General features: G+C 72.2%; 28 protein-coding genes. 14 read left to right on the forward strand and 14 right to left on the reverse strand.

Features of this window, described 5'->3' with window-relative positions; translation table 11 throughout:
* Positions 1–65 precede the first annotated feature (65 nt).
* The 4 genes from VIG76_RS10470 to VIG76_RS10485 all read right to left on the reverse strand — a co-directional run bounded on the left by VIG76_RS10470 (position 66) and on the right by VIG76_RS10485 (position 3,223).
* On the reverse strand, positions 66–353 hold the full coding sequence (locus VIG76_RS10470) for a WXG100 family type VII secretion target (protein WP_331953826.1): 288 nt from the start codon (positions 351–353) through the stop codon (positions 66–68).
* A gap of 57 nt (positions 354–410) precedes the next feature.
* Positions 411–2,099, reverse strand: a complete 1,689-nt coding sequence (locus VIG76_RS10475) for a sensor histidine kinase (RefSeq protein WP_331953828.1) — start codon at positions 2,097–2,099, stop codon at positions 411–413.
* Positions 2,100–2,163: 64 nt separating this feature from the next.
* The gene (locus VIG76_RS10480) at positions 2,164–2,856 is read right to left on the reverse strand and encodes a response regulator transcription factor (RefSeq protein ID WP_297343301.1); all 693 of its coding nucleotides are present in this window, start codon (positions 2,854–2,856) and stop codon (positions 2,164–2,166) included.
* 103 nt (positions 2,857–2,959) lie between these two features.
* A complete protein-coding gene (locus tag VIG76_RS10485; RefSeq protein WP_331953832.1) occupies positions 2,960–3,223 on the reverse strand; it encodes a hypothetical protein in 264 nt (87 codons plus the stop codon).
* A gap of 109 nt (positions 3,224–3,332) precedes the next feature.
* Here VIG76_RS10485 and VIG76_RS10490 point away from each other — a divergent pair, with 109 nt between their 5' ends.
* Both VIG76_RS10490 and VIG76_RS10495 read left to right on the forward strand, forming a co-directional pair.
* A complete protein-coding gene (locus tag VIG76_RS10490; RefSeq protein WP_331953834.1) occupies positions 3,333–3,713 on the forward strand; it encodes a cold-shock protein in 381 nt (126 codons plus the stop codon).
* 4 nt (positions 3,714–3,717) lie between these two features.
* Positions 3,718–4,308 carry a DUF3027 domain-containing protein gene (locus tag VIG76_RS10495; RefSeq protein ID WP_331953836.1) on the forward strand — a complete coding sequence of 197 codons (591 nt, stop codon included), beginning with the start codon at positions 3,718–3,720 and terminating at the stop codon, positions 4,306–4,308.
* 21 nt (positions 4,309–4,329) lie between these two features.
* Here the strand turns inward: VIG76_RS10495 and serC are convergent, their stop codons facing one another.
* A complete protein-coding gene (gene serC, locus VIG76_RS10500; RefSeq protein WP_331953838.1) occupies positions 4,330–5,448 on the reverse strand; it encodes a phosphoserine transaminase in 1,119 nt (372 codons plus the stop codon).
* 133 nt (positions 5,449–5,581) lie between these two features.
* On the opposite strand from serC, the gene VIG76_RS10505 reads away from it, so the two are divergent.
* The 5 genes from VIG76_RS10505 (at position 5,582) to VIG76_RS10525 (ending at position 9,825) form a co-directional block, all read left to right on the forward strand.
* Positions 5,582–6,274, forward strand: a complete 693-nt coding sequence (locus tag VIG76_RS10505) for an iron-dependent transcriptional repressor DtxR (RefSeq protein ID WP_331953840.1) — start codon at positions 5,582–5,584, stop codon at positions 6,272–6,274.
* Positions 6,275–6,561: 287 nt separating this feature from the next.
* Entirely contained in the window at positions 6,562–7,377 is an 816-nt protein-coding gene (locus VIG76_RS10510; protein ID WP_331953842.1) for a C40 family peptidase, read from the forward strand.
* A gap of 358 nt (positions 7,378–7,735) precedes the next feature.
* On the forward strand, positions 7,736–8,233 hold the full coding sequence (locus VIG76_RS10515) for an HNH endonuclease (RefSeq protein WP_331953844.1): 498 nt from the start codon (positions 7,736–7,738) through the stop codon (positions 8,231–8,233).
* Positions 8,217–9,182, forward strand: a complete 966-nt coding sequence (locus VIG76_RS10520) for a nucleoside hydrolase (protein ID WP_331953846.1) — start codon at positions 8,217–8,219, stop codon at positions 9,180–9,182. The genes VIG76_RS10515 and VIG76_RS10520 overlap by 17 nt, the downstream gene beginning before the upstream one ends.
* A gap of 61 nt (positions 9,183–9,243) precedes the next feature.
* Positions 9,244–9,825: a carboxymuconolactone decarboxylase family protein gene (locus VIG76_RS10525; protein WP_331953848.1), complete on the forward strand. Its 582-nt coding sequence runs from the start codon at positions 9,244–9,246 to the stop codon at positions 9,823–9,825.
* A 57-nt stretch (positions 9,826–9,882) separates the two neighbouring features.
* Here VIG76_RS10525 and VIG76_RS10530 read toward each other — a convergent pair whose 3' ends face one another.
* The 5 genes from VIG76_RS10530 to VIG76_RS10550 form a co-directional block, all read right to left on the reverse strand.
* Positions 9,883–10,080: a TFIIB-type zinc ribbon-containing protein gene (locus tag VIG76_RS10530; protein WP_331953850.1), complete on the reverse strand. Its 198-nt coding sequence runs from the start codon at positions 10,078–10,080 to the stop codon at positions 9,883–9,885.
* A 198-nt stretch (positions 10,081–10,278) separates the two neighbouring features.
* Positions 10,279–10,983: a class I SAM-dependent methyltransferase gene (locus VIG76_RS10535; RefSeq protein ID WP_331953852.1), complete on the reverse strand. Its 705-nt coding sequence runs from the start codon at positions 10,981–10,983 to the stop codon at positions 10,279–10,281.
* 40 nt (positions 10,984–11,023) lie between these two features.
* Positions 11,024–11,611, reverse strand: a complete 588-nt coding sequence (locus VIG76_RS10540; RefSeq protein ID WP_331953854.1) for an FMN-binding protein — start codon at positions 11,609–11,611, stop codon at positions 11,024–11,026.
* Between the two features lie 11 nt (positions 11,612–11,622).
* On the reverse strand, positions 11,623–13,017 hold the full coding sequence (locus tag VIG76_RS10545; protein ID WP_331953856.1) for a ferredoxin reductase family protein: 1,395 nt from the start codon (positions 13,015–13,017) through the stop codon (positions 11,623–11,625).
* Positions 13,014–13,823 (reverse strand): FAD:protein FMN transferase, encoded by an 810-nt coding sequence (locus tag VIG76_RS10550; protein ID WP_331953858.1) that lies wholly within the window; start codon positions 13,821–13,823, stop codon positions 13,014–13,016. Before VIG76_RS10550 ends, VIG76_RS10545 begins: the two co-directional genes overlap by 4 nt.
* A gap of 174 nt (positions 13,824–13,997) precedes the next feature.
* Here VIG76_RS10550 and VIG76_RS10555 point away from each other — a divergent pair, with 174 nt between their 5' ends.
* The 3 genes from VIG76_RS10555 to VIG76_RS10565 all read left to right on the forward strand — a co-directional run bounded on the left by VIG76_RS10555 (position 13,998) and on the right by VIG76_RS10565 (position 15,972).
* Positions 13,998–14,546 carry a GNAT family N-acetyltransferase gene (locus VIG76_RS10555; protein ID WP_331953860.1) on the forward strand — a complete coding sequence of 183 codons (549 nt, stop codon included), beginning with the start codon at positions 13,998–14,000 and terminating at the stop codon, positions 14,544–14,546.
* A complete protein-coding gene (locus VIG76_RS10560) occupies positions 14,546–15,463 on the forward strand; it encodes a prenyltransferase/squalene oxidase repeat-containing protein (protein ID WP_331953862.1) in 918 nt (305 codons plus the stop codon). The genes VIG76_RS10555 and VIG76_RS10560 overlap by 1 nt, the downstream gene beginning before the upstream one ends.
* Positions 15,464–15,648: 185 nt before the next feature.
* Positions 15,649–15,972: a YciI family protein gene (locus tag VIG76_RS10565; RefSeq protein ID WP_331953864.1), complete on the forward strand. Its 324-nt coding sequence runs from the start codon at positions 15,649–15,651 to the stop codon at positions 15,970–15,972.
* Positions 15,973–15,985: 13 nt separating this feature from the next.
* Here the strand turns inward: VIG76_RS10565 and VIG76_RS10570 are convergent, their stop codons facing one another.
* Positions 15,986–16,408, reverse strand: a complete 423-nt coding sequence (locus tag VIG76_RS10570; protein ID WP_331953866.1) for a VOC family protein — start codon at positions 16,406–16,408, stop codon at positions 15,986–15,988.
* A gap of 159 nt (positions 16,409–16,567) precedes the next feature.
* On the opposite strand from VIG76_RS10570, the gene VIG76_RS10575 reads away from it, so the two are divergent.
* The 3 genes from VIG76_RS10575 (at position 16,568) to VIG76_RS10585 (ending at position 20,228) form a co-directional block, all read left to right on the forward strand.
* Complete coding sequence (locus VIG76_RS10575) at positions 16,568–17,962, forward strand: NAD-dependent succinate-semialdehyde dehydrogenase (RefSeq protein ID WP_331953868.1); 1,395 nt, start codon at positions 16,568–16,570, stop codon at positions 17,960–17,962.
* A gap of 328 nt (positions 17,963–18,290) precedes the next feature.
* Positions 18,291–19,523 carry an NAD(P)-binding domain-containing protein gene (locus VIG76_RS10580; RefSeq protein ID WP_331953870.1) on the forward strand — a complete coding sequence of 411 codons (1,233 nt, stop codon included), beginning with the start codon at positions 18,291–18,293 and terminating at the stop codon, positions 19,521–19,523.
* A 3-nt stretch (positions 19,524–19,526) separates the two neighbouring features.
* Positions 19,527–20,228 (forward strand): Crp/Fnr family transcriptional regulator, encoded by a 702-nt coding sequence (locus VIG76_RS10585; protein WP_331953872.1) that lies wholly within the window; start codon positions 19,527–19,529, stop codon positions 20,226–20,228.
* A gap of 63 nt (positions 20,229–20,291) precedes the next feature.
* Here the strand turns inward: VIG76_RS10585 and VIG76_RS10590 are convergent, their stop codons facing one another.
* Both VIG76_RS10590 and VIG76_RS10595 read right to left on the reverse strand, forming a co-directional pair.
* Complete coding sequence (locus VIG76_RS10590) at positions 20,292–20,720, reverse strand: SRPBCC family protein (protein ID WP_331953875.1); 429 nt, start codon at positions 20,718–20,720, stop codon at positions 20,292–20,294.
* Positions 20,721–20,884: 164 nt separating this feature from the next.
* Positions 20,885–21,703: a COG4705 family protein gene (locus VIG76_RS10595; RefSeq protein WP_331953877.1), complete on the reverse strand. Its 819-nt coding sequence runs from the start codon at positions 21,701–21,703 to the stop codon at positions 20,885–20,887.
* Between the two features lie 136 nt (positions 21,704–21,839).
* Between VIG76_RS10595 and VIG76_RS10600 the strand changes: the two genes are divergently transcribed.
* Positions 21,840–22,706 carry an alpha/beta fold hydrolase gene (locus VIG76_RS10600; RefSeq protein WP_331953879.1) on the forward strand — a complete coding sequence of 289 codons (867 nt, stop codon included), beginning with the start codon at positions 21,840–21,842 and terminating at the stop codon, positions 22,704–22,706.
* A 55-nt stretch (positions 22,707–22,761) separates the two neighbouring features.
* Here VIG76_RS10600 and VIG76_RS10605 read toward each other — a convergent pair whose 3' ends face one another.
* Positions 22,762–24,147, reverse strand: coding sequence for an FAD-dependent oxidoreductase (locus VIG76_RS10605; protein WP_331953881.1), 1,386 nt, complete (start codon positions 24,145–24,147; stop codon positions 22,762–22,764).
* Positions 24,148–24,162 lie beyond the last annotated feature (15 nt).

Here is a 24,162-nt window from a genome sequence, read left to right on the forward strand (position 1 = left end):
GCGGGCGTCATCGGACGCCCGTCGCGCCCGAAGTGGCCCGTCGAGCCGTGGCGGGGTGCGGCACGTCAGCCGAAGAGGCGCGCGTTCGCCAGCTCGATGTCCGCGTACTGCTGCGCCGCGAGCCGCAGCGCACGGTCGATGGTGCCGAGCACCTGCTCCAGGTTCGCCTGCGTCGTCCGCCACTGCTGCATGACTCCCTGGAACGCGACGGCCGCCTGGCCCGTCCACGTGTCCTGCAGCGAGTCGAGCTGCCCCTGCAGCGCGCTCACCTCGCCCTGCAGTCGGCCGACCGTCCCGCCGACGGCCGAGGCCGCGCTCGCGACCAGATCGCTGTCCACCGTGTACCGGGTCATCCGGAGTCCTCCATCTCGCTCTCGCCGCGTCGTGCGGCTCGTGGGAGGGGACGGTAGTCAGGCGATCGCTGCGTCCTGCTCGGCGTCGTCCTCGACCTCGGCCTCGGGCTCCTCGTCCGGGGTGGGGAGGAGAGGAAGCGTGACCCGGAACGTGGCGCCGCCGCCAGGGGTCTCCGAGATGCCGATCTCGCCGCCGTGCCCGCTGACGATGGCGGCGACGATCGCGAGCCCGAGGCCCGCGCCACCGGTGTCGCGGGTGCGGGAGGAGTCCGCGCGCCAGAAGCGCTGGAAGATCTTGTCCCGGATCTGCGGCGGGATGCCGTCACCGTGGTCGATCACCTCGATGACCGCGAGCGACCGCAGGCGGTCGACGTAGGTGGCGATCTCGATGGGGGAGTCGTCCGGCGTGAAGCGGATGGCGTTCCCGATCAGGTTCGTGATGACCTGCCGGAGCTTGTCCTCCTCCGCCAGCACCACGGGCCGAGCGGAACCGGACACCGACGACGACTGCAGCTGCTCCTCGTCGAACTCGCCGTTGCGGCGCCGAGCGCGCAGCAGGCGGGCGCTCGCGAGGCGGATGGAACCCGTGATGCTCGCGTCGTTCGGGGCGTTCCGCCGGAACAGCCGCGCGGCGGTCGTGAGCGCCGCATCCGGATCCTCCTGCGGGATCACGGGCCGCAGGATCTCGATCGTGCCGGTCGGCAGCTCCGGGTCGTGGTTGATCACCCGGATGATGCGCTTCGGGGCGAGCGCCCGCGCGTCGAGCGCCGCGTCGTGCGCGAGCGGCAGCAGCTCGACCGGGGTGCGCTTCAACTCGCGGGACTCGTCCAGGCGGGCCAGCGCGAGCAGGTCGGTGACGAGTGCGCCGAGGCGGATCGCCTCCCGCTCGATGCGGTCCATCGCCTGGGCGATGTCCTCCCGGCTCTGCAGGGCGCCCATCCGGTACAGCTCGGCGTAGCCGCGCACCGAGACGAGGGGGGTCCGCAGCTCGTGGCTCGCGTCACCGACGAAGCGCCGCATCTGCTCGATCGTGCGGGCACGGTCGGCGAGCGCGCCGTCGATCCGGTTCAGCATCCGGTTCAGCGACCGGTTCAGCCGGCCGACCTCGGTGTTCGCGGTCGTGTTGCCGAGGCGCTGACCGAAGTCCCCGTCGGCGATCGCCGCGGCGGTGCGCTCCACCTGTCTGAGCGGACCGAACGTGGAGCCGACCAGGACCCGCGTGACGACCGCGCCGAGCAGCACCACGACGATGCCGAAGACGAAGAACAGCGTGAACAGCTGCGCGATCAACCGGTTCACGCTCTCGAGCGGCAGCCCGAGCACCGCGACGCTGCCGTCGCTGAGGTGCCGGACCGCCATCCGGAAGGCGTTCGCCCCAGCCGGGTTCTTCACCGTGAACGGCGCGGTGCCCTGCTGCTTCAGGAACGCCCCGGCGTCGTGCGGGAGCACGGGCTCGGACTCGCGCCACGGCTCGTTCGCGCTCGTGAGCTTCCCGGAGGCGTCGAAGTGCGCGTAGACGAACTGGGTCGCCGCGCTGGCCTCGTCCGCCTGGGCCGTGCTCGCGGTGACGCCCTTCAGCGTCTGCGAGATCTGGTGGTCGGCGTCGTTGATCAGGTAGTTCCGCAGCACGGTCATGGTGCCGAACCCGCTGAGCACGAGACCGACCGTCATCACGAGGACCGTGACGGCGGTGATCTTGGTGCGCAGCGAGATGGCGTTCCACCACTCGGCCAACGAGGACTGCATGATGGCCGTCAGTGTACGAACCGGGGCCGAGACCCGGCTCGGGAACGCGGAACGGTCGGCGGTCTCAGACCTTCGCCGCCTTCAGCATGTAGCCGAAGCCGCGCTTCGTCTGGATGATCGGCTCGGTGCTGTGCGCGTCGAGCTTGCGCCGCAGGTAGGAGATGTAGGACTCCACGATGCCGGCGTCGCCGTTGAAGTCGTACTCCCAGACGTGGTCGAGGATCTGCGCCTTCGACAGCACCCGGTTCGGGTTGAGCATCAGGTAGCGCAGCAGCTTGAACTCGGTGGGGGAGAGCTCGATGGGCTCGTTGCCGACCGTCACCTCGTGGGTGTCCTGGTCCATCGTCAGCTCGCCGGCGCGGATGACGGCGTCCTCCTCCGCGTGCATCGTGCGGCGCAGGATCGCCTTGATGCGCGCGACGATCTCGTCGAGGCTGAACGGCTTCGTCACGTAGTCGTCGCCGCCGACGGTGAGGCCCGTGATCTTGTCCTCGGTGTCGTCCTTGGCGGTGAGGAACAGGATCGGAGACGTGTACCCCGACGAGCGGAGCCGCTTCGTCACGCCGAAGCCGTTCATGTCGGGGAGCATGACGTCGAGGATGATCAGGTCGGGCTCCTCCTCGAGCACCGCCGAGATCGCCTGGGCGCCGTTGCTGACCGCCCGGACGGCGAAGCCGGCGAATCGCAGGCTCGTCGTGAGGAGGTCGCGGATGTTGGGTTCGTCGTCGACGATGAGAACGCGTGGTTGGTCGGCCATGCGCGAGATTCTCTGCGGGCTTCCTGAGTGCTCTCTGATAGCATCCCGTACAGAAGCGCCGTGAGGCTGGGACCCGCGCTGGCGTCCTTCGGTGGCCCCGCTGTCAGCGGCCGCGGGTGCGGGCGACCACGCCGACGACGATGACCGCGATCGCCAGCAGCAGGCCGATCGCGAGGCCCGGCAGCGGCAGCACCTGGACGACGCCGAGGATCCCTGACGAGAAGGCGCTCGAGGGCACCCCGGCGCCGCGGGCGATGAGCAGCACGGCGATGTCGAGCACGCAGAGCCCGATGACGGTGCCGGCCATGACGGCGAGCGTCCGCTGCGCGCGGGAGGCCGCGGGGGCCTCGTTCTGCCGTCCGGCCATGCCGCGAGCCTATCGGCGGGCGACCCGCCGGAGCCGGAGCCGGGCGCCGCTACACTGGATCGGCCGAATCCGGCACGTCTCCCCACACATCTCTTCCCTCGAGGTCAGCATGCCCACCGGCAAGGTCAAGTTCTACGACGAGCAGAAGGGCTTCGGCTTCATCAGCGCTGATGACGGCCAAGAGGTCTTCCTGCACGCGTCCGCGCTGCCCGCCGGCGCCACCGTCAAGGCGGGCACGAAGCTCGAGTTCGGGGTCGTCGCCGGCAAGCGCGGCACGCAGGCGCTGTCCGTCCGCGTGCTCGAGAACCCGCCGAGCCTGCACAAGCTGCAGCGTCCGTCCGCGGACGACATGGCGGCGCGCACCGAGGACCTCATCAAGCTCCTCGACCGCGAGGGCGCGAACCTGCGCCGCGGCCGGTACCCCGACGCCGAGCACGGCCGCCGCATCGCGGCGCTGCTGCGTCGCGTCGCCGACGACTTCGACGCCTGACCCGGTGACGGCGCTCCAGGACGACCGGGCCGCGATCGCGCTGCAGGCGCTCGCCGAGGTGACGGATCCCGCATCCGTCGGCGAGCTCGTCGAGGTGATCGAGGGCGAGCCCGGGGTGCGCGACCTCGTCTTCGCGTGCCGCCTGCCCGGCTACGTCGGCTGGCGGTGGACCGTGTCCACGACCCAGGTGGCCGATGCCGCGCCGACCGTGCTCGAGGTCGAGCTGCTCCCCGGCGAGGGCGCGCTGGTCGCACCGCCGTGGGTGCCGTGGGCCGAGCGCCTCGCGGAGTACCGCCGGACGCATCCGGACGAGGCGGGCCCCGAGGACGAGGACCTCGACGACGAGGACGAGGACGAGGACGACGAGCTCGAGGAGAGCGACCCGGACGCGCTCGAGATCGACGGCGTGGAGTTCGAGGACGCGGTCGACGACGACGAGACCGACGACGACGAGACCGACGACGACGCGGCGGACGAGGAGCGGACGGACGAGGACGCGGCGGATGAGGACGACACCGCCGCCGACACCGCCGGCGAGGGCGCGCCGCAGGACGAGGACGCCGCCTGGCACGACGAGGGCGGCCGCCGGTCCTGAGCCCGGCCCATCCGGTGCGGCTCAGCCCTGCTGCGGCAGCCGCTCCACCACGTACTCGATGCAGGCGATGAGCGCGGCCACGTCCGCCGGGTCGACCGAGACGAAGGTCCCGATCCGCAGTTGGTTGCGACCGAGCTTGCGGTAGGGCTCCGTGTCCACGATGCCGTTCGCGCGGAGCGCCGAGGCGACCGCCGCCGCGTCGACGCCCTCGAAGTCGATCGTCACGACGACGGGGGAGCGCTCCTCGGGACGGGCGACGAAGGGCCGCGCGTAGGGCACCCGCTCCGCCCAGTCGTAGAGCATCGACGACGAGGTGGCCGTCCGGTCCGCCGCCCACGCGAGCCCGCCCTCCGCGTCGATCCACCGCAGCTGCTCGTCGAGCAGCACGAGCGTCGCGATCGCCGGCGTGTTCAGCGTCTGGTCCAGGCGCGAGTTCGTCAGGGCGGCGCCGAGGCTGAGGAACTCGGGGATGTAGCGGTCGGATGCGGCGATCCGCTCGATCCGTTCGACGGCGGCGGGCGAGCAGAGCGCGAACCAGAGGCCGCCGTCGGAGCCGAGGTTCTTCTGCGGCGCGAAGTAGTAGACGTCGGTCTCGCTCGCGTCGAAGGCGATGCCACCCGCAGCGCTTGTCGCGTCGACCACGGTGAGGGCGCCCGGCGCCGCCACGCGCCGCACCGGCGCCGCCACGCCGGTGGAGGTCTCGTTGTGCGGCCAGGCGTAGAGGTCGACGCCGTCCTCGACCTCGGGACTCGGGCGGGTGCCCGGCTCGGCCTTGCGGACGCTCGGCGCCTCGAGCCACGGGGTCTTCGCTGCGGCCGCGAACTTCGCGCCGAACTCGCCGAAGGAGAGGTGCTGGCTGCGCCGCTCGATGAGGCCGAACGCGGCGGCGTCCCAGAAGGCGGTCGAGCCGCCGTTGCCGAGCACCACCTCGTAGCCCTCCGGAAGGCCGAAGACGGAGGCCAGCCCCCGGCGCACCGAACCGACGAGCGACTTGACCGGCCGCTGCCGGTGCGAGGTGCCGAGCAGCGTGCGGGACGCCGCGACGAGGGCGTCCACCTGCTCCCGGCGCACCCTGGACGGCCCGCAGCCGAAGCGGCCGTCGACGGGGAGGAGATCGGTGGGGATTGCGATGCTCGCCACGAGCACGGAAGCCTAGCGGCGCGCGGGCCGCCCCGCCGATCCGCCCGACCCGCAGCGACACCGGGCGCGCGGGGAGCGGCACGTAGGATTGAGGACGGCCCGCCGGGGCCCGGACGGAAGGAGTGCGCCTGCCGTGACGGACCTCGTCGACACCACCGAGATGTACCTGCGCACCATCCTCGATCTCGAGGAGGAGGACATCGTCCCCCTCCGGGCGCGGATCTCGGAGCGGCTCGGCCACTCCGGCCCCACGGTCTCGCAGACCGTCGCGCGGATGGAGCGGGACGGCCTCGTGGTGCTCACCGGCGACCGCCACCTGCAGCTGACCCCCGAGGGCCGCGTGAAGGCGGTGCACGTGCTGCGCAAGCACCGCCTCGCCGAGCGACTGCTGAGCGACGTGATCGGGCTCGACTGGGAGTTCGTGCACGACGAGGCCTGCCGCTGGGAGCACGTGATGAGTGAGCAGGTCGAGCGACGGCTCGTCGACCTGCTCGGGCATCCGACCGAGTCGCCGTACGGCAACCCCATCCCCAGCCTCGACGACCTCGGTGCCGTGCCGTCCGCGCGGTTCCTCGACGGCGTCGTCTCGCTCGTCGCGCACGTGCGGGACCAGCCGGGCCCGACGCAGGTCGTGGTGCGCCGCCTCGCCGAGCCGGCACAGTTCGACCCCGAGCAGCTCGGGCAGCTGAAGTCGACCGGCGTCCTGCCCGGTGCGACGGCCACCGCGAGCGTCGTGCCCGGCGGCGTGCGGCTCTCCGTCGAGGGCTTCGACGACGCGCTCGTGCTGCCCACCGAGCTCGCGTCCCACGTGTTCGTCGCCGCCTGAGCGCCCGACCTTCTACTTCTGATCGAAGGTTCGGCGCGTCGCCGGGCGATCCGTTTGCGTTTCGTTACCTTGAATCTGCTCGGGGGCCAGCCAGGCCGCCGGGTACGGCGATCACGGTGTCCCCCCGCCTGTTCGTGAACGCCGCAGGTCGCTCGAGCAGCACCGAACAGGACGGCCTACAGGCCGCGGGACCGGGAGGATCCGCCATGGCCGAGACCCACGGATGGGGAACGCCGAACGATGCGTACCGCGCACCGACCGGGGCCCCGCTGCCGTCCCGTCGCTCGATGCGTGACACCCGCACCGCCGACGCCGCCCCCCGCACGTTCCCCCGGCCCGAGCACGCGGGCCGCCGCGCGACGGCACCGGGACCGGCTCGCCCCACGGTCACCAGCAGGCCGCCGGTCGCGCCGAAGCGCCGGGCGAAGTCGCGCGTCGCCATCTCGGCCGTCGTCATGACGCTCGCGGCGGGTCTCGTCGCGACGGTCTCGCTCCCCTCCTACGCATTCGACCCGAGCCACGGCCAGCGCGGCGGGGTGCAGACCCAGGGTCGCGCGACCACGAGCGGCGGCGACCAGGAGCTGCCGCAGGTGGCCGCCGGCGTGCAGAGCGTCAAGGTGACCCGCGACGCCGTCACCGCCACCTCGGCCGCCGAGCTGAAGCGCGCCGCGCTCGCCAAGGCCTACTCCTCGTACACCGGCCCCACCGCGGCCCAGCTCGCCGCCTCGGCCGCATCCCGCGTCGTGCCGTCCGGCTCCGGCCTCTCCGGAGTCTTCTCGACGGCGCTGCAGTACGAGGGCGTGCCCTACGTCTTCGGCGGCGCCGACCCGAGCGGCTTCGACTGCTCCGGCTTCATCATGTACGTGTACGCGAAGTTCGGCGTCTCGCTGCCGCACTCGGTGCATCAGCAGGACGCGATCGGCACCCCGATCACCGAGGCCGAGGCGCAGCCCGGCGACGTCATCATCTTCAACGACGAATCGCACGACGGCTTCTACGCCGGTAACGGCATGATCCTGCACGCCCCGTACCCCGGCGCGAGCGTCCGCGAGCAGCCGCTCTGGTCCTCCGACGTGCACTTCGTGCGGTTCGCGGTCAAGTAGCAGCGCTCCCTCGCATCCCGTCCGCTGCATGAACGGGCGGTTACGGTCGCATTCCGTCTCCATGTGAACGGCGTCGCCGTGTCGTCCCGACCGGTTAGCCTGATCCCGATCCGGCGGAAGGGCATCGGGATGAGTGCACGCAGGTGGGAGCGGTCCACGCTCACCGGCCTGCGGAGCGCCTGTTCCGAGGCGCAAGCCATAGCGCCGTCGCGCAGAACCAGGGTGTCGTCCGTCGGGCGGCGCCCTTTTTCGTTCCCGGCGACCGCGCGCCGCGGCGACGGTGCGCATCCCGCCTGGAACCGGATCGATTCGAGTCGAACCCCTGCAAGCCGTGCAGGCCGCTTCGAGAGGAACGCCGATGCGCACCTTGGTCCTGAACGCCGGATACGAGCCGCTCGCGGTGGTGTCCTTCAAACGAGCGCTCGTGCTCGTGCTCAACGGGAAGGCGACGGTCGTCGCGGCCGATGAGGCCCATCCGGTCTTCGGGTCCTCGGGCTCGTGGGACCGGCCGAGCGTGATCCTGCTCACCCGGTACGTGCGGATGCCCGGAGCCCGGCGGGTGCCCGTCACGCGGCGCGGCGTGCTGCGGCGCGACGAGTTCCGCTGCGCGTACTGCGGCAAGGGCGCCACCACCATCGACCACGTGATGCCGCGGTCGCGCGGCGGCGCGGACTCGTGGGAGAACCTCGTGGCCTGCTGCCTCGCGTGCAACAACACGAAGGGCGACCGGACCCCCGGCGAGATGGGCTGGGCGATGCGGACCACCCCGCGGGTCCCGCACGGCACGACCTGGCTCGTGCGCGGCGTCGAGCGGCCGCAGCCCGACTGGCGGGAGTACCTTGCCCCGGCCGCATGAGACCGGGCCGATCTACCTCGACTGCGACACCGGGATCGACGACGCCCTGACGCTCGGCTACCTCGTCGCCGAGGGCGCGGACCTCGTCGGCGTCGGCACGGTGAGCGGCAACGTCTCGGCGGAGCTCGGTGCCAGGAACACTCTCGACGTGCTCGCGCTCGCCGGTCGCGCGGACGTGTCGGTCGCCGTGGGTGCCCACGATCCGATCGGCGGCACCTTCCAGGGCGGCGCGCCCAGCGTGCACGGCGCGAACGGCATCGGCGACGTCGAGCTGCCGCGAAGCCCGGCCGCGCCGACCGGGGAGACGGCGGCAGCGATGCTCTCCCGGCTCGCTCGCGCCCACCCGGGCAGGCTGCACGTGCTCGCAGTCGGGCCGCTCACGAACCTGGCGCTCGCCCTCGAGGCCGATCCCGAGCTCCCGGAGCTCGTCGCCGGCGTGACGATCATGGGCGGAGCGGCCCTCGTGCCCGGGAATGTCACAGCGGTCGCCGAGGCGAACATCCACAACGACGTCGTCGCGGCCGCGCGAGTGCTCGAGGCGCCCTGGCCCGTCACCGTCGTCGGCCTCGACGTGACCATGGAGGCCCGCTTCGAGCAGCGGCACCTCGACGCCCTGCTGGCCGGGCCGCCGGTCGCCGTGGCGCTCGGCCGGATGCTCGAGACCTACTTCCGCTACTACACGCCCGTGCTCGGCAGACCCGCCTGCGCGCTCCACGATCCGCTCGCGGCCGCCGTGGCGCTGGGCGCGGTCGAGCCGACGCTCGCGCCGGTCGTCCCGATGGAGGTCGACACCACCGGCGGCCCGGGGCGAGGCCAGACGCTCGTCGACCTCCGCAGCCGCTACCTCGGCTATCCGCCGCTGCCGGGGGCGCGGCACCGCATCGTCCTCGAGGTGCCCCAGGGCTTCGGCGACGACCTCGCCGCGGCCCTGCTCCGTCTCTCGGACTGATCCCGCTTCCCGAACCGCGCACGCGGTGCCACGATCGGCATGACGTGAGGAGGTCGTCGGGATGTCGATCCTGCGGACGGTGGACGAGTCGGCGGCGACGGGTGACGTCGCCGCGCTGTACGAGGAGGAGATCGAGGCCCAGGGCTACGTCCCGAGCCACACGAAGGTGATGGCGCTGAATCCGGAAGCCGCCCGTGCCTGGCAGTCGCTCGCTCAGTCCCTCGCTCGGCCGATGGGGAAGCGGCGGTGGGAGCTGGTGACCCTGGCCGCCGCTCGTGCCCTCCGCTCCCAGCACTGCCTGCTCGCGCACGGGCGCCGGACCATGCTGCTCCTCCCGGAGGAGCAGCTGCTGCGGCTGGCGGAGGACTACCGCGACGCCGATCTGACCGAGGCCGAGGTCGCGATGATGGCCTTCGCGGAGAAGGTGAGCACCGCGTCCCACGCCATGACGGACGACGACTCCCTCCGGCTGCGCGAGGTCGGGTTCAGCGATCGGGAGATCGTGGACATCGCGCTGGCGGCCGCTGCCCGCAACTACTACAGCCGCGCCATCCAGGCGCTCGCCGTCGACGTCGACGTGCCGCCGGACCTCCCCGACCCGCTGCGCGAGGCGCTCCTCCGACCGCTCGGGGCGCAGGCCTGACGGTCGACGCGGAGCCGCTCAGCGCCTCGGTGTCCGAAGGCGCCCTGGAGACGCGGGTCAGACCGCGGTCGGATGCTGCAGCGCGTCCAGCAAGGAGCTGTGCGGGTTCAGTGCGGCGAACGGCAGCATGCGCACGAGTCCGCACGACCGGCAGAGCAGATAGCGCGAGTTCTCAGCGTCCTTGACCTTGAACTTCCCGCCGCAGTGCGGGCACGGGCCGAACGCTCGGTTCCTATTGGTTCCCAATGCGACCACGCAGGAATGATGCGGCCGCCCGGTCGGCAGGACAAGCCCCGAAACCAAGGGCAAGGCGGCAAGTCGGGGCCTGGCGGCCCGCAGGATCGGTCCCGCGTGTCGGGGCGTGTGCCGGGCGGAGGCCGATACGCGTGAATCGGCCTACGGGCGGGACGGATGCCTACGGCCGGGACGGCGGCGGCGTACTGGACGCTCCGGTCAGGCAGCAGGCCGACGGCCGCCGAGGATCGCGGTGTCGAGCTGCTTCCAGTAGACGTCGACCGCGGCGAACCCCGCCTCGCGGAGCAGTGCCAGCTGCCGGTCGAGCGGGGTCAGCTGCAGCGAGCCGTGGCGCTCGTGCCGGCGCTGCCGCTCGGCCAGCGCACCCGGGTCCAGACGGTCCGCGGTGCGGCTCCATGCCTCATCGACGAGCGCATCGCCGGCTTCGAGCAGGTCGAGGTCGAGGAACCATCCGCCGGGGGTGAGGCGGCCCAGCACCTCGGCGAGGAGCTGCTGCTGCCGTGATCCGGAGAGGTGGTGCAGCACGAGCGACGTGATCACCGCGTCGACGTGGTCCGGGACGCCGTCCGGCCATGCGCCCCCGCCGGCCAGGTCGTGCTCGACGTACCGGAAGCGCCCCTCGTACGGCTCCAGCGCGCGCCGCCCCGCATCCGCCATCTGCCGCGAGAAGTCGACGAGCACCGCGGACGACCGCGGGTAGCGGTCGAGCACCGCCCGGGCCGCCGCACCGGTGCCGGCACCGAGGTCGACGACCACGAACGGGTCGTCGTCCGCGAAGCCGAGCAGCTCCGCCATCAGCCGGCGCTGGTGGACGCGGCGCGCCTCCCGGTCGCCGGAGGTGCTGAGCCACGCGGCGATCCCCTCGTCGGAGCGCCAGGAGGCGGCGTCGTCGTGCTCGGCCATGGGCCCATCCTGCCGCGTGGGCTCCGCCTCGCCACCCGCGTCAGAAGAGGTTGGCGTCCGCGGACGAGAGGTCCGTGCTGGCCTTCGAGCCGTCGGGCGACGTGTAACCGGCCTTGTCGAGCGCCGACTGCAGCGACGCCTCGTAGGCGTTGCTCGTGTACGTGGCACCGCTGACCGCGTCGACCGCGGCGCTCTGCTTGCTCAGCACCTCCTGCCGCAGCAGCGGGATGGCCTGCTGGCTGATCTCCGCCGACCGGGGGTCGCCGTCGTTGTAGGCGAGCACGGTGACCTCGGTGATCTTGCCGTCGGTGATCGTCACCTTCACCTGGGTGTCGCCGTAGCGGTCCTGCTCGAGATCGCCGGTGACGGTCCTGGTCGACGACGAGCCGGAGCTCGACGACGTCGTGGCGCTGCTCGACGGGGTGGAGCTCGGGCTCGCGGCGCTGGACGAGCCGCTGCTGCTCGAGGCGCTGGTCGATCCGGACCCGGTCGAGGTGGACGTCGAGCTGCTGCTGTCGCTGCTCGCGGCGCTCGCGCCGGTGAGGCTCGAGACGGGCAGCGGCTTGAACAGGAGCACCCCCGCGGTGCCGACGAGGGTCGCGGTGATGACGATGGGTGCGCGTCGCATGGCTGGGCCTCTCAGAAGACGAAGGACTCGACGTGGATGCGGTCGGCCGGGATCCCGGCGCGGGCGCACTCCTCGGCGATCGAGGCGGTGAACGCCTCGGGGCCGCAGATGTAGACGTCGCGGCGATGGATGTCCGGCAGCGCCCGGCGGAGCGTGGATGCGGTGATCCGCACCTTCTCGCGCGGTCCGACCGCCTCCCAGAGCTTCCCGCGGCGGCGCCCGACCTCCTCGGCGATCTCGTCGCGCAGCACGAGGTCGGCCTGGGTGCGGGCCCGCAGCAGCACGGCGACATCCGCGTGCTCGTCGAGGTCCTGCAGGATGCTCCGCAGCGGGGTCGCGCCGACGCCGGCCCCGATCAGGAGAACGCGCGGGCTGGACGCGGCGTCCGCGGTGAAGCGGCCGTAGGGGCCCTCGATGAACACCGGGGTGCCCACCGGCATGGCGGCGAGGTCGCGGCTGTGGTCGCCGAGGTCCTTGACCGTGATGCGCATCCGGTCGCGGTGCGGGACGTGCGAGAGGGAGAACGGGTGCGCCTCCCACCATCCGCCCCGCGTGAGGAAGCGCCACTGGAAGAACTGGCCGCCCGCGACGGGCAGCCGGTCGAGGCGCTTGCCCTCGAGCACGACGGAGATGACGTCGGGGCTCTCCCGCACGACCTCGGCGACGCGGATGCCGTGCCGCAGCGAGCGGACGATCGGCAGGGCGAGCCGCCACCAGACGACCGCGGCGAGCAGGGCGAGCCAGATGGCCGTCCACCACAGCGTCGCGAGCGGCTGCGCGACGAACGAGGCGCCGTTGTCGACCTGGTGGGCGAAGGCGAAGAGCAGCGCGAGGTAGGTGTAGAGGTGGATGCTCCACCACGTCTCGTACTTGAAGCGGCGCCGGGCGCGCTTGTACGAGGTGATGCCGGCGAGGAACAGCAGGGCGGTCGCGACGGTCGCCCCGAGCATGCCCGGGTACGTGAGGATCAGCTGCCAGAGCTGCGCCAGGATCCCCGTGTCGGCGAGCCCCGCGTAGCCGACGACGATCAGCACGACGTGGGCGAGCAGCAGATACAGGCCCCACGGGCCCAGCGCGCGGTGCCAGCGGATCAGCCGGTCCTGGCCGATCGCGCGCTCGAGCGGGCCGATCCGTGCGGACAGCGCCGCCGTGATCAGCATCGCGTAGCCGGCGAGCAGCCCCGTGACCCGGCCCACGGCGGTGATGAGCCCGGGCAGCGTGCTCACGCTGTGCAGCGACTGGGCCGAGATGCCGAGCGCGAGGGTGATGCCGAGCCCGAGACCCGCGAGGGCGGCGAGTACGTCGACGACGATCGGGCGTCCGCGCTTCGGGAGGCGGCGCGCGGGCGCGGGGTGCGGGGGCGGCACGGGGAGCATGGCCTCCGGGGCGAGGTCGGTGGCGGTCATGCTGCTCCCAGCAGGCCGGCCGAGTGCGGCACGGTGGCGACGGGCACGCCGTGCACGACGGTGGGGAACCCCCCTGTGGCGGTGACGCCGCCCTCGGCCCAGATCGTGAAGCACTCGTAGCCGGTGATGCCCGCGACCCAGGCCGGGCCGTCAGCGCCGAGGGCGAAGGCGGCGGTGGAGTAGGCGTCGGCGAGCCCCAGATCGGGGCCGACCACTGTCACCGAGACCGCGGTCTTCGCCGTGGCGTCTGTGGTCGCGTCCACGATGTGCGCGCCACGCTCGTAGGTGCCCGAGGTCGCGACCGCGAGGTCCGTGCCCTGCACCGTCGTCGCGATCGCGCCGCGATCGAAGGGGTGCTGCACGCCGATCCGCCAGCGCTCGCCGGGGGCCGGGGCGCCGGAGACGAGCACGTCGCCTCCCGCGTTGATCGCCCAGTCGGTGCAGCCGTGTGCCCGGAGCAGCTCGGCGGCCCGGCCGGCGGACCAGCCCTTGACGTAGGCGGACGGGTCGAAGCGTCCCGAGCGCCAGGCGTCGAAGGCGCCGCCGGACATGGCCGTGACCTGTGCGCAGATGTCGAGGATGTGGGCGAGCTCGGGGGAGCGGTCCTGCTCGGGGATCTCGTCTCGGCCGTGCCGGCCGACCTCGCTGTCGGCGAGGTACGGGCTGAACCGGCGGTCGACCTCGTGGAACCAGGCCACCGCGTCCGCGATGGCCGCGTCGTGATCGCCCGTGCCGCGGAGGTCGAGGGAGACGACGGTGCCCATCACCGGTTCGGCATGCACCGAGCGGTCGGCAGACTCTTCCATGGTGTCGAGCATTCCCCCGGACGCCTCGCGCCCTCGATGCGGTTCCTATGCGTCGCCCATGAGGGCGGCGATCAATGTGGATGCGCGATGCTCGGGTCGCCTGCAGCGTCGGAGCACGCCGCTGCGTCCCCGGTCGTCGGGTCAGTATGGGCGCGGGGAAGAAGGGAGCGGCCGATGCCGTCCGATCCTGGGGAGGAGTCGCCGAGCGCGGCGGACGTCCCGTTGCGCATCCTGCCGGTCGACGACCACCAGTGGGAGGTCGTCGCCTGGCTCTGGCAGGCCTTCCGGCACGACCTCGCTCCGGTCGTCCGCGGACTGCCGTACGCCGACGGCCGGTACAGCCGTCGGGAGCTCGACGCGTTCCCGTCCCCGGACGGCGTGGGCTACCTCGCGTGGCGACCGCACCCGAACACCACCGAGGACGCCCCGATCGGATTCGCGCTGGTCGGCGGGCTTCTGGCGGACCGCCGCACCGTCGCCGGCTTCTGGGTCGCCCCCGCCGCGCGCCGAGGGGGCACCGGGACGGCGCTGGCCCTCGACGTGCTCGCCCGGCATCCGGGCGCCTGGCAGATCGCGTTCCAGCACGACAACGCCGCGGCCGGCGCCTTCTGGCGTGCGATCGCGGACGAGGCGTTCGGCCCGGACCGCTGGATCGAGACGGAGCGGCCCGTGCCCGGGCGGCCCGGCGTGCCGCCGGACCACTTCATCGAGACGGTCGCGTGATGGAGGCCCGGCTGCGGGAGTGGCTGCTGGACGCGGACCCGTCGATCCGGCGGCAGGTGCTCCGCGACCTCGTCGTCGCGCCCGACGATGCCGTGGCGGCCGAGCGGGCGCGCATCGCCGAGGCCGGATGGGGTGCGCACCTGCTCGAGCTGCAGCGGCCGGACGGGCAGTGGGGCGTCGGCGTCTATGACGGGGACGACTGGGACTCGACCACGGACGCGCTCTGGATCCTGCGCGAGCTCGGCGTCGACCCGGCCGACGAGCGGGTCGAGCGGGCGATCGCGCTGGTCGCCGAGCAGGTCCGCTGGGAGTCGCGCAACGGTGGCCGTCCGTTCTTCGACGGCGAGACCGAGGCGTGCGTGAACGGCCGTGTGCTCGCGCTGGGCGCCTCCTTCGGGCGCCCGAGCGCGCCGCTCGTGGAGCGGCTGCTCGGGGAGCAGCTCGCCGACGGCGGGTGGAACTGCGAAGCGCCTCCCAGCATCCGCTCGTCCTTCCACTCCACGATCTGCGTGCTCGAGGGGCTGCTCGAGTACGAGCGCGCGACCGGAGCCGATCCGGCCATCGCCGCTGCGCGGGCCAGGGGCGAGGAGTACCTGCTGGAGCGCGGGCTGCTGCGCAGCCGCTCGACCGGCGAGGTCATCGACGACGAGTGGCTCGTGATCCACGTCCCGACCTACTGGTGCTACGACGTGCTCCGCGGTCTCGACCACCTCCGGGGCGCCGGCGGTCGGCCCGACGCCCGCCTCGCCGAGCCGCTCGAGGTGCTGCGGCGGATGCGGTCGGCGGACGGCACGTGGAGCGCGTCCGTCCATCCGGGCCGCCCCGTGGTGGAGCTCGAGCCCTCCGTGGACCCGAGCCGCTGGGCGACCCTCCGCGCGCTGCGGGTGCTCGCGTGGGCCGACGCCGCCGCTTCATAGAACTCAACCCTCCCCCGTGAGTTGCCACTTCTCGCCCTCGTAGGCGCGCTTCGCGGGCCAGAAGTGGCAACCCACCTCGCGCTCATCGGCCGGAAGGGGGCGCGGTGTCCGAGCCGAGCGCCATCGTTCGTCGAACAGGTGAGCCGCTTCCGGCAGGGGCGCGGCCCGACCCGAAGGGAGAGACCATGCGGTTCCTGATCAACGTGCTCGACGACACGACGAACTCCGGCACGGACGAGGAGATGGCGGCCATCGACGTGTTCAACGAGGGCCTCGTCACGGGCGGCCATCGGGTGCTGGCGGGCGGCCTGAGCGCGCCGAGCGCCTCCACGGTGATCGACAACCGCGCCGGAGCGTCGATCGTCACCGACGGCCCGTTCGCCGAGCTGAAGGAGTACATCAGCGGCTTCTGGGTCATCGAGGCCGCCGATCGCGACGAGGCCGTCGCGCTCGCCACCGAGGGCTCGAAGGCGTGCAACCGCCGGGTGGAGGTGCGCGCCTTCCTCTGACGAGGGGGGCGCCCTACGCCTGCGCGGGTGCGCCCGCGATGTTGACGAGCCAGGTCACGCCGAAGCGGTCGACGAGCATCCCGAAGCTGTCGCCCCACGGGCTCGCCGTCAGCGGCTGGGTGATCGTGGCGCCCTGGCTGAGGCCGTTCCAGTAGCCCTCGAGCTCCTCGCGATCCTCACCCCCGAGCGACACGGAGATGCTGTTGCCCGGGGTCAGCGGCCTTCGCTCGGGCGTGTCCGAGCCCATGAGCACGTAGCCGGCAGTCGTGGTGAGCCGGGAGTGCATGACCAGCCCCGCCTCGCTCGGGTCCTCGGCGGCCTGGTACTCCCCGAAGGTGCTCACCTGGAGCTCGCCGCCGAAGACGTCGCGGTAGAACTCCATCGCCTCGCGGGCGTTCCCGCGGAAGCTGAGGTACGGATTCAGAACGGTCGACATGGTGCCTCCTGGCGTCGGGGGCATCCTGGCACCGGACGCCGACATGGGGAAGACGCCCGGGGCATGATGGGCGGAGCGTCGCGCCCGTGGCCTCGATTCGACGAGGCCGCCTCGCTAGCGTGACGAGAGCCACCCCTCGTGCCTCAGGAGGCCACACACATGTACGCCGTCGTCAACCCGGCCACTGGAGAACGTCTGTCGGAGTACCCGGAGGTGGACGCCGCCGGCCTCGAGGACGCGCTCAGCCGCGTCTCCGCCGCGGCCTCCGGATGGGCGCGCTCCACCACGCCCGCCGAACGGGCCGAGCTGCTCCATCGGGTCGCCGAGCTGCACCGCGAGCGCAGCGACGACCTCGCCGAGATCATCGTCCGCGAGATGGGCAAGCCGATCCAGCAGGCCCGCGACGAGGTCGGCTTCGCGGCCGACATCATCGACTACTACGCCGACAACGGCCCCGCTCTGGTCGAGGACCAGCCGATCGAGCTGGCCGGCGGCGACGGCGACGCCTTCATCCGCACGAATCCCGTCGGCGCGCTGCTCGGGATCATGCCCTGGAACTTCCCCTACTACCAGGTGGCCCGGTTCGCGGCCCCCAACCTCGTGCTCGGCAACACGATCCTGCTGAAGCACGCGCCGCAGTGCCCCGAGTCGGCCGCGGCGATCGAGCGGATGTTCGCCGACGCCGGCTTCCCCGACGGCGCCTACGTGAACATCTACGCCAGCAACGAGCAGATCGAGCAGGTCATCGGCGACCCGCGCATCCAGGGCGTCTCCCTGACCGGCTCCGAGCGTGCCGGCTCGGCCGTCGCGGCGATCGCCGGCCGGAACCTCAAGAAGGTCGTGCTCGAGCTCGGCGGCTCGGACCCGTTCATCGTGCTCTCGACGCCGGACCTCGACGCGACGGTGGAGGCCGCGGTCGCCGGCCGGCTCGACAACTCGGGCCAGTCCTGCAACGCGGCGAAGCGCTTCGTCGTCGCGGACGACCTCTACGAGCCGTTCCTCGAGAGGTTCACGTCGGCGCTGTCGGCGATCGAGCCGTCGGACCCGCACGACGAGGAGGCCCGACTCGGCCCGCTCTCGTCGACGGCCGCGGCCGAGCGGCTGCAGGCGCAGGTCGACCGCGCCGTCCAGGGCGGCGCGCGCCTCGTGCTCGGCGGTAAGCGCAACGGCACCTGGTTCCCGCCGAGCGTGCTCGTGGACGTGACGCCGGACAACCCCGCTTACGGCGAGGAGTTCTTCGGGCCGGTCGCGACCGTCTACCGCGTCACCGACGAGCAGCAGGCGGTGGCGATCGCGAACGACACCCCGTTCGGCCTCGGCTCCTACGTCTTCACCACCGACCCCGAGCAGGCGCAGCGCGTCGCCGACCGCCTCGAGGCAGGCATGGTCTACGTGAACATCGTCGGCGCCGACGCCCCCGAGCTGCCCTTCGGGGGCGTGAAGCGCTCCGGTTTCGGCCGGGAGCTCGGCCGGCTCGGCCTCGGCGAGTTCGCGAACCGCAAGCTCATCCGCACGAACGCCTGGCCCGCCGTCTCCGGTACGACGGGCGCCTGAGGGACTCACTTCGTTCCCATCGCCCGTCTCATGACATCCCGAAGTCGACATCCAGGAGTACATGCAGCACAGCCCGACGGGAGCGTGCACGACTGGTGATGGACCGTCGCCGGTACCAGTGAGGGACGCGGCGTCTCCCGGTGAGCCGGCGTCGATCGCCGCGCGCGGACTCCGGAACTCGGCGGCGTCAGCCGCCCCAGGTGCGAGCGTGATGAGGAGCGCTTACCGACCGCATCGACCTCGTCGGCCGGCCGGGGCGTGATCCACGTCACAGCGCCGCGGCGTGGGAGTGCCTACCGTCCCCTCCGAGAGGACGGCGAGGCGGATCATGCGACGGATCGAGACGGTGGTGATCGGCGCCGGGCAGGCGGGGCTCTCGGTGAGCCACGAGCTGGCGGCGGCCGGGTTGGAGCACGTGGTGCTGGAGCGCGGGAAGGTCGCGCAGCGCTGGCGGGACAGGTGGGACGGGTTCCACCTGGTGCTGCCGAACTGCAGCATCCGGCTCGCGGGCCAGGGGTACGGGGGCAGCGACCCTGAGGGGTTCCTGCCTCGGGACGGCGTCGTCGAGCTGCTCGCCGACTACGCCGCATCGTTCGCCTCCCCGATCGAGGACGGCGTGGAGGTCCATGCGCTGCAGGCGACGGACGACGGGTTCCGCCTCGACACCACGACCGGCCCGCTCGCGGCCGAGCGCGTGATCGTGGCGACGGGCGGCTACCAGGACGACCACCGGCCCGCCGCCGTGCGGTCGCTGCCGGCGTCCGTGCCCGTGCTGGCCTCGTCGGCGTACCGGCGTCCGAATGACCTGCCCGAGACCGGGACCGTCGTCGTCGTGGGGTCCGGCCAGTCGGGGTGTCAGATCGCGGAGGAGCTGCACGACTCCGGGCGGGAGGTGGTGCTCGCGTGCGGGAAGGCGCCGTGGGAACCGCGCCGGGTGGGCGGCCGGGACATCTTCTGGTGGCTCGACGGGACTCCGTTCATGGAGATGACGCTCGAGGACCTGCCGAGCCCGCTGGCGCGGCTCAGCCCGAACCCCCAGGTGTCGGGGACCCGCGGCGGACGCGACCTCAACTACCGCACGCTGCAGGACGGCGGGATCCGCCTGGCCGGCCACCTGATGGGCGAGGACCACCGATCCCTCCGCTTCGCCCCGGATCTGGCGGATTCCGTCGCCTTCGGCGACGCCCGGTACGCCGACATCCGGGGCCTCGTCGAGATGAGCGCCCGCGCCAAGGGGCTGCCCGCTCCCGAGATGCCCGACCCCTCCCCGTGGCACGCCGAGGAGCTGGCCGAGCTGCCGCTCGCGGAGGTCGGCGCCGTGGTCGTCGCCGCCGGATACCGCCCTACGTACCGGTCGTGGATCGACATCCCGGTCGCGTTCGACGCGATGGGGTTCCCGCTGCAGAAGGACGGGACGAGCGACGTCGTTCCTCACCTGCACTTCGCCGGGGTGCCGTTCCAGCGCACCCGCACGTCGGCGACCCTGTGCGGGGCGGGCGCCGACGCCACCGCGCTCGTGGATGCGATCGCGCAGCGCGACCCGGTGGGTGTCATCCTCTGAGGGGTGGACCTGTCCGATGCCGAGCTGCACACGCTGAACCGCTGCGCGCCGCTGCAGGACCTGGCCGTCGGCCAGGTGCTCGAGTTGGCTCCGTTCCTCCGAGATCACCACCGGCTCGCGGGGGAGCACCTCTGGTGGGCGGGGGATCCCGCGAGCGATCTGTGGTTCCTGCTCACCGGCCAGCTCCACACCGTCTACGCCGACGAGGTCGGGGAGGAGGTCGTCACCCAGCTGATCCTTGCCGGGCAGAGCTTCGGTGAGCCGGCGCTCTTCCTCGAACACGGAGAGCGCGTCGTGTCCGTGATCGCGCTCGCCGACTGCCGCGTGCTCAGCCTGCCGAAGGAGCCCCTCCTGCGCTTCCTGGAACGACATCCGCCGGCCCTGCGGCGGATGCTGGAGGCGCTCAGCCGGATGGCGGTGTCCCAGTCGGTGCTGTTCGGGCAGCTGGTGTTCCACGACATCCGCGGCCGGGTCGCCTACCAGCTGCTGAAGCTGGCGGACGAGTACGGCATCCGGACTGCTGCGGGCGTGCGCCTGCCGGTGAAGCTCTCGCAGACCACCCTCGCCGGTTTGGTCGGCTCGACCAGGGAGTCCGTGAACCGGGCGCTCAGCGCACTCGCCGCCGAGGGGGCCGTGACGAGGTCCGGCGGGGCCTTCGTCATCCTCGACGAGGTCGCGCTGCGGCGCTCGCTGGTGCGGGAGTAGCGACCGGCGTCCGCCGCTCCACGGTCGACCGGCGGCGACGCCGTGAGCGCGGTGAGGGCGCGCTCAGCCCTCCATGGCGGCGGGCACGTTCATGATGGCGTCGGCCTCCTTGGCGACCTGCTTCGCGATCATCGGTCCGAGGAGCCGCATGAGGCCGCGCGGCACGAGGTCGAGCGTGAAGGTCACCTCCGTGGAGGTCGGCGTGAGCGCGACGAGTGCGAAGCTGCCGGTGGGACGAGCCGGTCCGGCGATGACCTCGAAGGCGATGAGGGTGGGTTCGTCGAGGCGGGTGATGCGGTAGTCGCCACGGATGGATCGACCTGCGGGCCCCCGCATGGTCTGCGCCCAGACCGCCCCCACGCCGGACCCGGACGCCAGGCGAACGCTCGTGACGTCCGGACGCCACCGCTGCTCGTTCATCCCGTCGGCGAGGAACGCGAACACGTCCTCGATGGGCCTTGCAACAGTCACTGTGCGCGCGGCGTGCGTCATCGGGCGTCCCGTCTCGTGTCGGGACACACGGTATCGGCCGGAACTCCCCGTGCCGCTCGGCTCGGAACGTCGCGCCGGATCGGCGCTATCGCGAGGAGAGAAGTCCGGTGCACGAGTGAACAGGGCCTCGTGCACCGGACGGGTGGGAGCGGCGGGGTGGACGCTCAGTCGAAGGCGATGCCGGTGTAGGGGGCGCGCGTGATGGTTCGGTCGTGGCCGGTGACGCTGAGGTAGGTCACGAGGGCGAGGATCGCGGCGAGGAAGATGCCGCTGGTGGCGGTGGTGCCGAGTCCGAGGCCGCCGTCGGTGCGTGCCTGGGAGAGGAAGTCGCCGAGGGATGCGCCGAGGGGCCGGGTCAGGATGTAGGCCAGCCAGAAGGCGAGGATCGCGTTGAGCTTCATGAGCTTGTGGGCGGCGAAGATGATCGCGATGGCGCCGGCGAAGATCAGCGCCGAGGGCAGGTATCCGAGGGCGAGCTTCTCCGCGGCGAGGTCGCCGGCGGAGGTGCCGAGGGCGAAGGTGAACAGGATCGCCAGCCAGTAGAACGCCTCGCGGCGGGTGGTGGTGATGCTGTGGATCGAGAGGGTCCGCTCGACGGCGAACCAGATGGCGAAGACGACCGCGAGCACGACGGAGAAGAGCACGGTCGTGGTGATGAGCGGGACGCCGAAGTTGTCGGTGAGGTTGTCGGTGATCAGGGTGCCGACGACGCTGAGCAGCACGACCGCGAGCCAGTAGATCGCCGCCTGGTACTGGCGGGAGCGGAACTGCAGAACCAGGACGATGGCGAGCAGCGCGCCCATGAACGCGGTCGTGCCCGTCAGCCCCCAGTTGAGGTTGGTGCTGAGGAAGTCGGCGACGGTCTCGCCGACGGTGGTGCAGAGCACCTTGATCACCCAGAAGAAGACGGTGACCTCGGGCACCTTGTTCAGCATCGTCCGGCCGGCGGCAGATGTCGCGCTCAATGGCGTGGCAGTCGTCATGGCGGTGAGCCTGTCGAGCACGTCCCAAGACGCTCCGAAGTGACACGCCGCTCAGCGCCCGAGCTCGAGCCTGGCCCGCGCGACGGCTGTTGTCGGTGCGACGGGCTCCCTAGGCTCGGTCCGGCGAGGAGGAACGATGTTCGAGACCCGCACGATCGTGCTCGATGACGCCACGATCGTCTATGACGTCCGCGGCCCTGAGCCCGTTCCCGACCAGAAGCCCCTGCTGCTGATCGGGCAACCGATGGACGCCTCAGGGTTCACCGCGCTGGCCGATCGGTTCCCTGACCGGGCCGTCGTCACCTACGACCCTCGGGGACTCGGCCGCAGTACACGGCGGGACGGGGGCGTGGACGCCGACCCCGACGTCCAGGGTGCCGATCTCCACCGCATCATCGGGGCGCTCGACGTGGGTCCGGTCGACGTGTTCGCAAGCAGCGGTGGGGCCGTCGCGGCGTTCGCGCTGGTCGCCGCGCATCCGAACGACGTGGCGACCCTTGTGGCTCACGAACCCCCGCTCGCATCCGTCCTCCCTGATGAGGATGCCGTCCACCGTGCGTTCGCCGATGTGGTCGCCGAGTATCAGGCGCGCGGATGGAGCGCGGGCATGGCGCGTTTCCTCGCCATGAACATGTGGCAGGGGGAGCTCACCGCGGACTACTTCGAGCGCCCTGCTCCCTCTCCTTCCGAGTTCGGATTCGCCGACGTCGATGACGGACGGCGCGACGACCCGCTGTTCAGCGGGTCCGCGGCCGTCATGGCGTTCCGCCCCGATGTTGCTGCGCTGCTGGCCGCGCCGACCCGTGTGGTCATCGCCGTGGGGGAGGAGTCCGCAGGCACGTTCACGGCGCGGACCAGTGAGGCGATGGCCGCGCTGCTCGGGCAGCGCGCCGTCGTGTTTCCGAGCCACCACGGAGGATTCGTCGGGGGAGACGGACCCTACGCGGGGCGACCGGCGGCATTCGCCGAGCGGCTCCGATCGATGCTCGACCCCTCGCAGTGACTCGAGGCCGGCGTCGGCGGGTCGCAGGAGCCGTGCATCCGAACGGCTGGGTGGCTCATACGCCGGCCGCAGCGAGGCGGCGGTCGCGCTCCCAGCGCTGGGTCGCGATCTGCACGGCGTCCCAAGGGGAACCGAGCGGCGGCGTGTAGGAGAGATCGAGGTCGCTGATCTCCGCGACCGTCATCCCGTGGTGCAGCGCGGTGGCGAACGTGTCGACCCGCTTCGCCGTCTCGGTGCCCCGGGCTCCGACGAGCTGCGCGCCGAGGAGGCGGCCCGACCGCTCGTCGCCGGTGATCCGGATGCTGATCGGCTGGGCGCCCGGGTAGTAGGCCTTGTGGTCGTCGGCGACGGCGGTGGAGCTGACGGGCGAGAAGCCTGCCGGTATCGCTTCGTGCTCACGGAGGCCGGTGCGGGCGGCGACGAGATCGAAGACCTTCACCACCTGGGTGCCGAGGCTCCCGGTGAACCGGGCCGAGCCGCCGAGGGCGTTCTCGCCCGCGACGCGGCCCTGCTTGTGCGCGGTGGTACCGAGCGGCAGGTAGGTGACGCCGAGCAGGCGGTGCTGGGTGACGACGCCGTCGCCGGCGGCGAAGACGTGCGGGAGCCCGGTGCGCATCGACTCGTCGACGACCACTGCGCCGCCCGCACCGAGTTGCGCGCCGGCGTCCGCGAGCAGCTCGGTGTTCGGGCGCACGCCGACGACCACCAGCACGACGTCGGCGACGTCGGTGAACGGCTCGCCTTGGCGGATGCCCGCGACGGCCAGGCCACGATCGGCGCGGGCGATCGAGGTGACGCGGCTGTCCGGTCGCACGTCGACGCCGTGGCGCGTGAGCTCGGCGTGGACGAGGGCGCCGAGCTCGGGGTCGAGCGTCGAGAGCACCTCCGGCCCGCGTTGCAGCTGCGTGACCACGAGCCCGCGCACGGTGAGCGCCTCGGCCATCTCGAGGCCGACGTAGCCGGCGCCGACGATGATCGCGGTCTCGGGCCGGGCGGACTCGAGGAACCGGTCGAGCGCGAAGGTGTCGCCCATGGAGTGGAGCACGTGGACGCCGTCCTCGGGGCCGAGGTCCTGGAGCCCCGAGATCCCGGCCGTGGATGGGAGGGCGCCGGTTCCGACGACGAGCTCGTCGTAGTCGAGCGCCGACTCGTCGCCGGTGCGGTCGCGGAGGGTGAGGCGCCGGCCGGGCACGTCGATGCCGGTCGCCAGCGTGTCGAGGCGCAGGCGCATGCCGGTGGCCTCGAGGTCGGCGTGCGTGCGGTGCGCGAGGGACTGCCAGGGGCTGACCTCGCCGGAGAAGTAGTACGGGATCCCGCAGATGGAGAAGTTCGGATAGGCGTCCGCGACGACGACGGTCACGTCCACGGTGGGGTCGAGCTCGCGGGCGCGGAGCGCGGCGGAGATGCCGGCATCGCTGCCGCCGATCGCGACGAGGTGCATGAGGGTGGCCTTTCG

This window comes from Amnibacterium sp. (genome assembly GCF_036559085.1).
GTDB lineage: Bacteria > Actinomycetota > Actinomycetes > Actinomycetales > Microbacteriaceae > Amnibacterium.

What these genes read in the sequence shown, in the direction of transcription:
- VIG76_RS10470 (WP_331953826.1), bottom strand. Translation starts at nt 353, where the DNA reads ATGACCCGGTACACGGTGGACAGCGATCTGGTCGCGAGCGCGGCCTCG.
- VIG76_RS10475 (WP_331953828.1), bottom strand. Translation starts at nt 2,099, where the DNA reads ATGCAGTCCTCGTTGGCCGAGTGGTGGAACGCCATCTCGCTGCGCACC.
- VIG76_RS10480 (WP_297343301.1), bottom strand. Translation starts at nt 2,856, where the DNA reads ATGGCCGACCAACCACGCGTTCTCATCGTCGACGACGAACCCAACATC.
- VIG76_RS10485 (WP_331953832.1), bottom strand. Translation starts at nt 3,223, where the DNA reads ATGGCCGGACGGCAGAACGAGGCCCCCGCGGCCTCCCGCGCGCAGCGG.
- VIG76_RS10490 (WP_331953834.1), top strand. Translation starts at nt 3,333, where the DNA reads ATGCCCACCGGCAAGGTCAAGTTCTACGACGAGCAGAAGGGCTTCGGC.
- VIG76_RS10510 (WP_331953842.1), top strand. Translation starts at nt 6,562, where the DNA reads ATGCGTGACACCCGCACCGCCGACGCCGCCCCCCGCACGTTCCCCCGG.
- VIG76_RS10515 (WP_331953844.1), top strand. Translation starts at nt 7,736, where the DNA reads ATGCGCACCTTGGTCCTGAACGCCGGATACGAGCCGCTCGCGGTGGTG.
- VIG76_RS10525 (WP_331953848.1), top strand. Translation starts at nt 9,244, where the DNA reads ATGTCGATCCTGCGGACGGTGGACGAGTCGGCGGCGACGGGTGACGTC.
- VIG76_RS10535 (WP_331953852.1), bottom strand. Translation starts at nt 10,983, where the DNA reads ATGGCCGAGCACGACGACGCCGCCTCCTGGCGCTCCGACGAGGGGATC.
- VIG76_RS10540 (WP_331953854.1), bottom strand. Translation starts at nt 11,611, where the DNA reads ATGCGACGCGCACCCATCGTCATCACCGCGACCCTCGTCGGCACCGCG.
- VIG76_RS10545 (WP_331953856.1), bottom strand. Translation starts at nt 13,017, where the DNA reads ATGACCGCCACCGACCTCGCCCCGGAGGCCATGCTCCCCGTGCCGCCC.
- VIG76_RS10550 (WP_331953858.1), bottom strand. Translation starts at nt 13,823, where the DNA reads ATGGAAGAGTCTGCCGACCGCTCGGTGCATGCCGAACCGGTGATGGGC.
- VIG76_RS10555 (WP_331953860.1), top strand. Translation starts at nt 13,998, where the DNA reads ATGCCGTCCGATCCTGGGGAGGAGTCGCCGAGCGCGGCGGACGTCCCG.
- VIG76_RS10560 (WP_331953862.1), top strand. Translation starts at nt 14,546, where the DNA reads ATGGAGGCCCGGCTGCGGGAGTGGCTGCTGGACGCGGACCCGTCGATC.
- VIG76_RS10565 (WP_331953864.1), top strand. Translation starts at nt 15,649, where the DNA reads ATGCGGTTCCTGATCAACGTGCTCGACGACACGACGAACTCCGGCACG.
- VIG76_RS10570 (WP_331953866.1), bottom strand. Translation starts at nt 16,408, where the DNA reads ATGTCGACCGTTCTGAATCCGTACCTCAGCTTCCGCGGGAACGCCCGC.
- VIG76_RS10575 (WP_331953868.1), top strand. Translation starts at nt 16,568, where the DNA reads ATGTACGCCGTCGTCAACCCGGCCACTGGAGAACGTCTGTCGGAGTAC.
- VIG76_RS10580 (WP_331953870.1), top strand. Translation starts at nt 18,291, where the DNA reads ATGCGACGGATCGAGACGGTGGTGATCGGCGCCGGGCAGGCGGGGCTC.
- VIG76_RS10590 (WP_331953875.1), bottom strand. Translation starts at nt 20,720, where the DNA reads ATGACGCACGCCGCGCGCACAGTGACTGTTGCAAGGCCCATCGAGGAC.
- VIG76_RS10595 (WP_331953877.1), bottom strand. Translation starts at nt 21,703, where the DNA reads ATGACGACTGCCACGCCATTGAGCGCGACATCTGCCGCCGGCCGGACG.
- VIG76_RS10600 (WP_331953879.1), top strand. Translation starts at nt 21,840, where the DNA reads ATGTTCGAGACCCGCACGATCGTGCTCGATGACGCCACGATCGTCTAT.
- VIG76_RS10605 (WP_331953881.1), bottom strand. Translation starts at nt 24,147, where the DNA reads ATGCACCTCGTCGCGATCGGCGGCAGCGATGCCGGCATCTCCGCCGCG.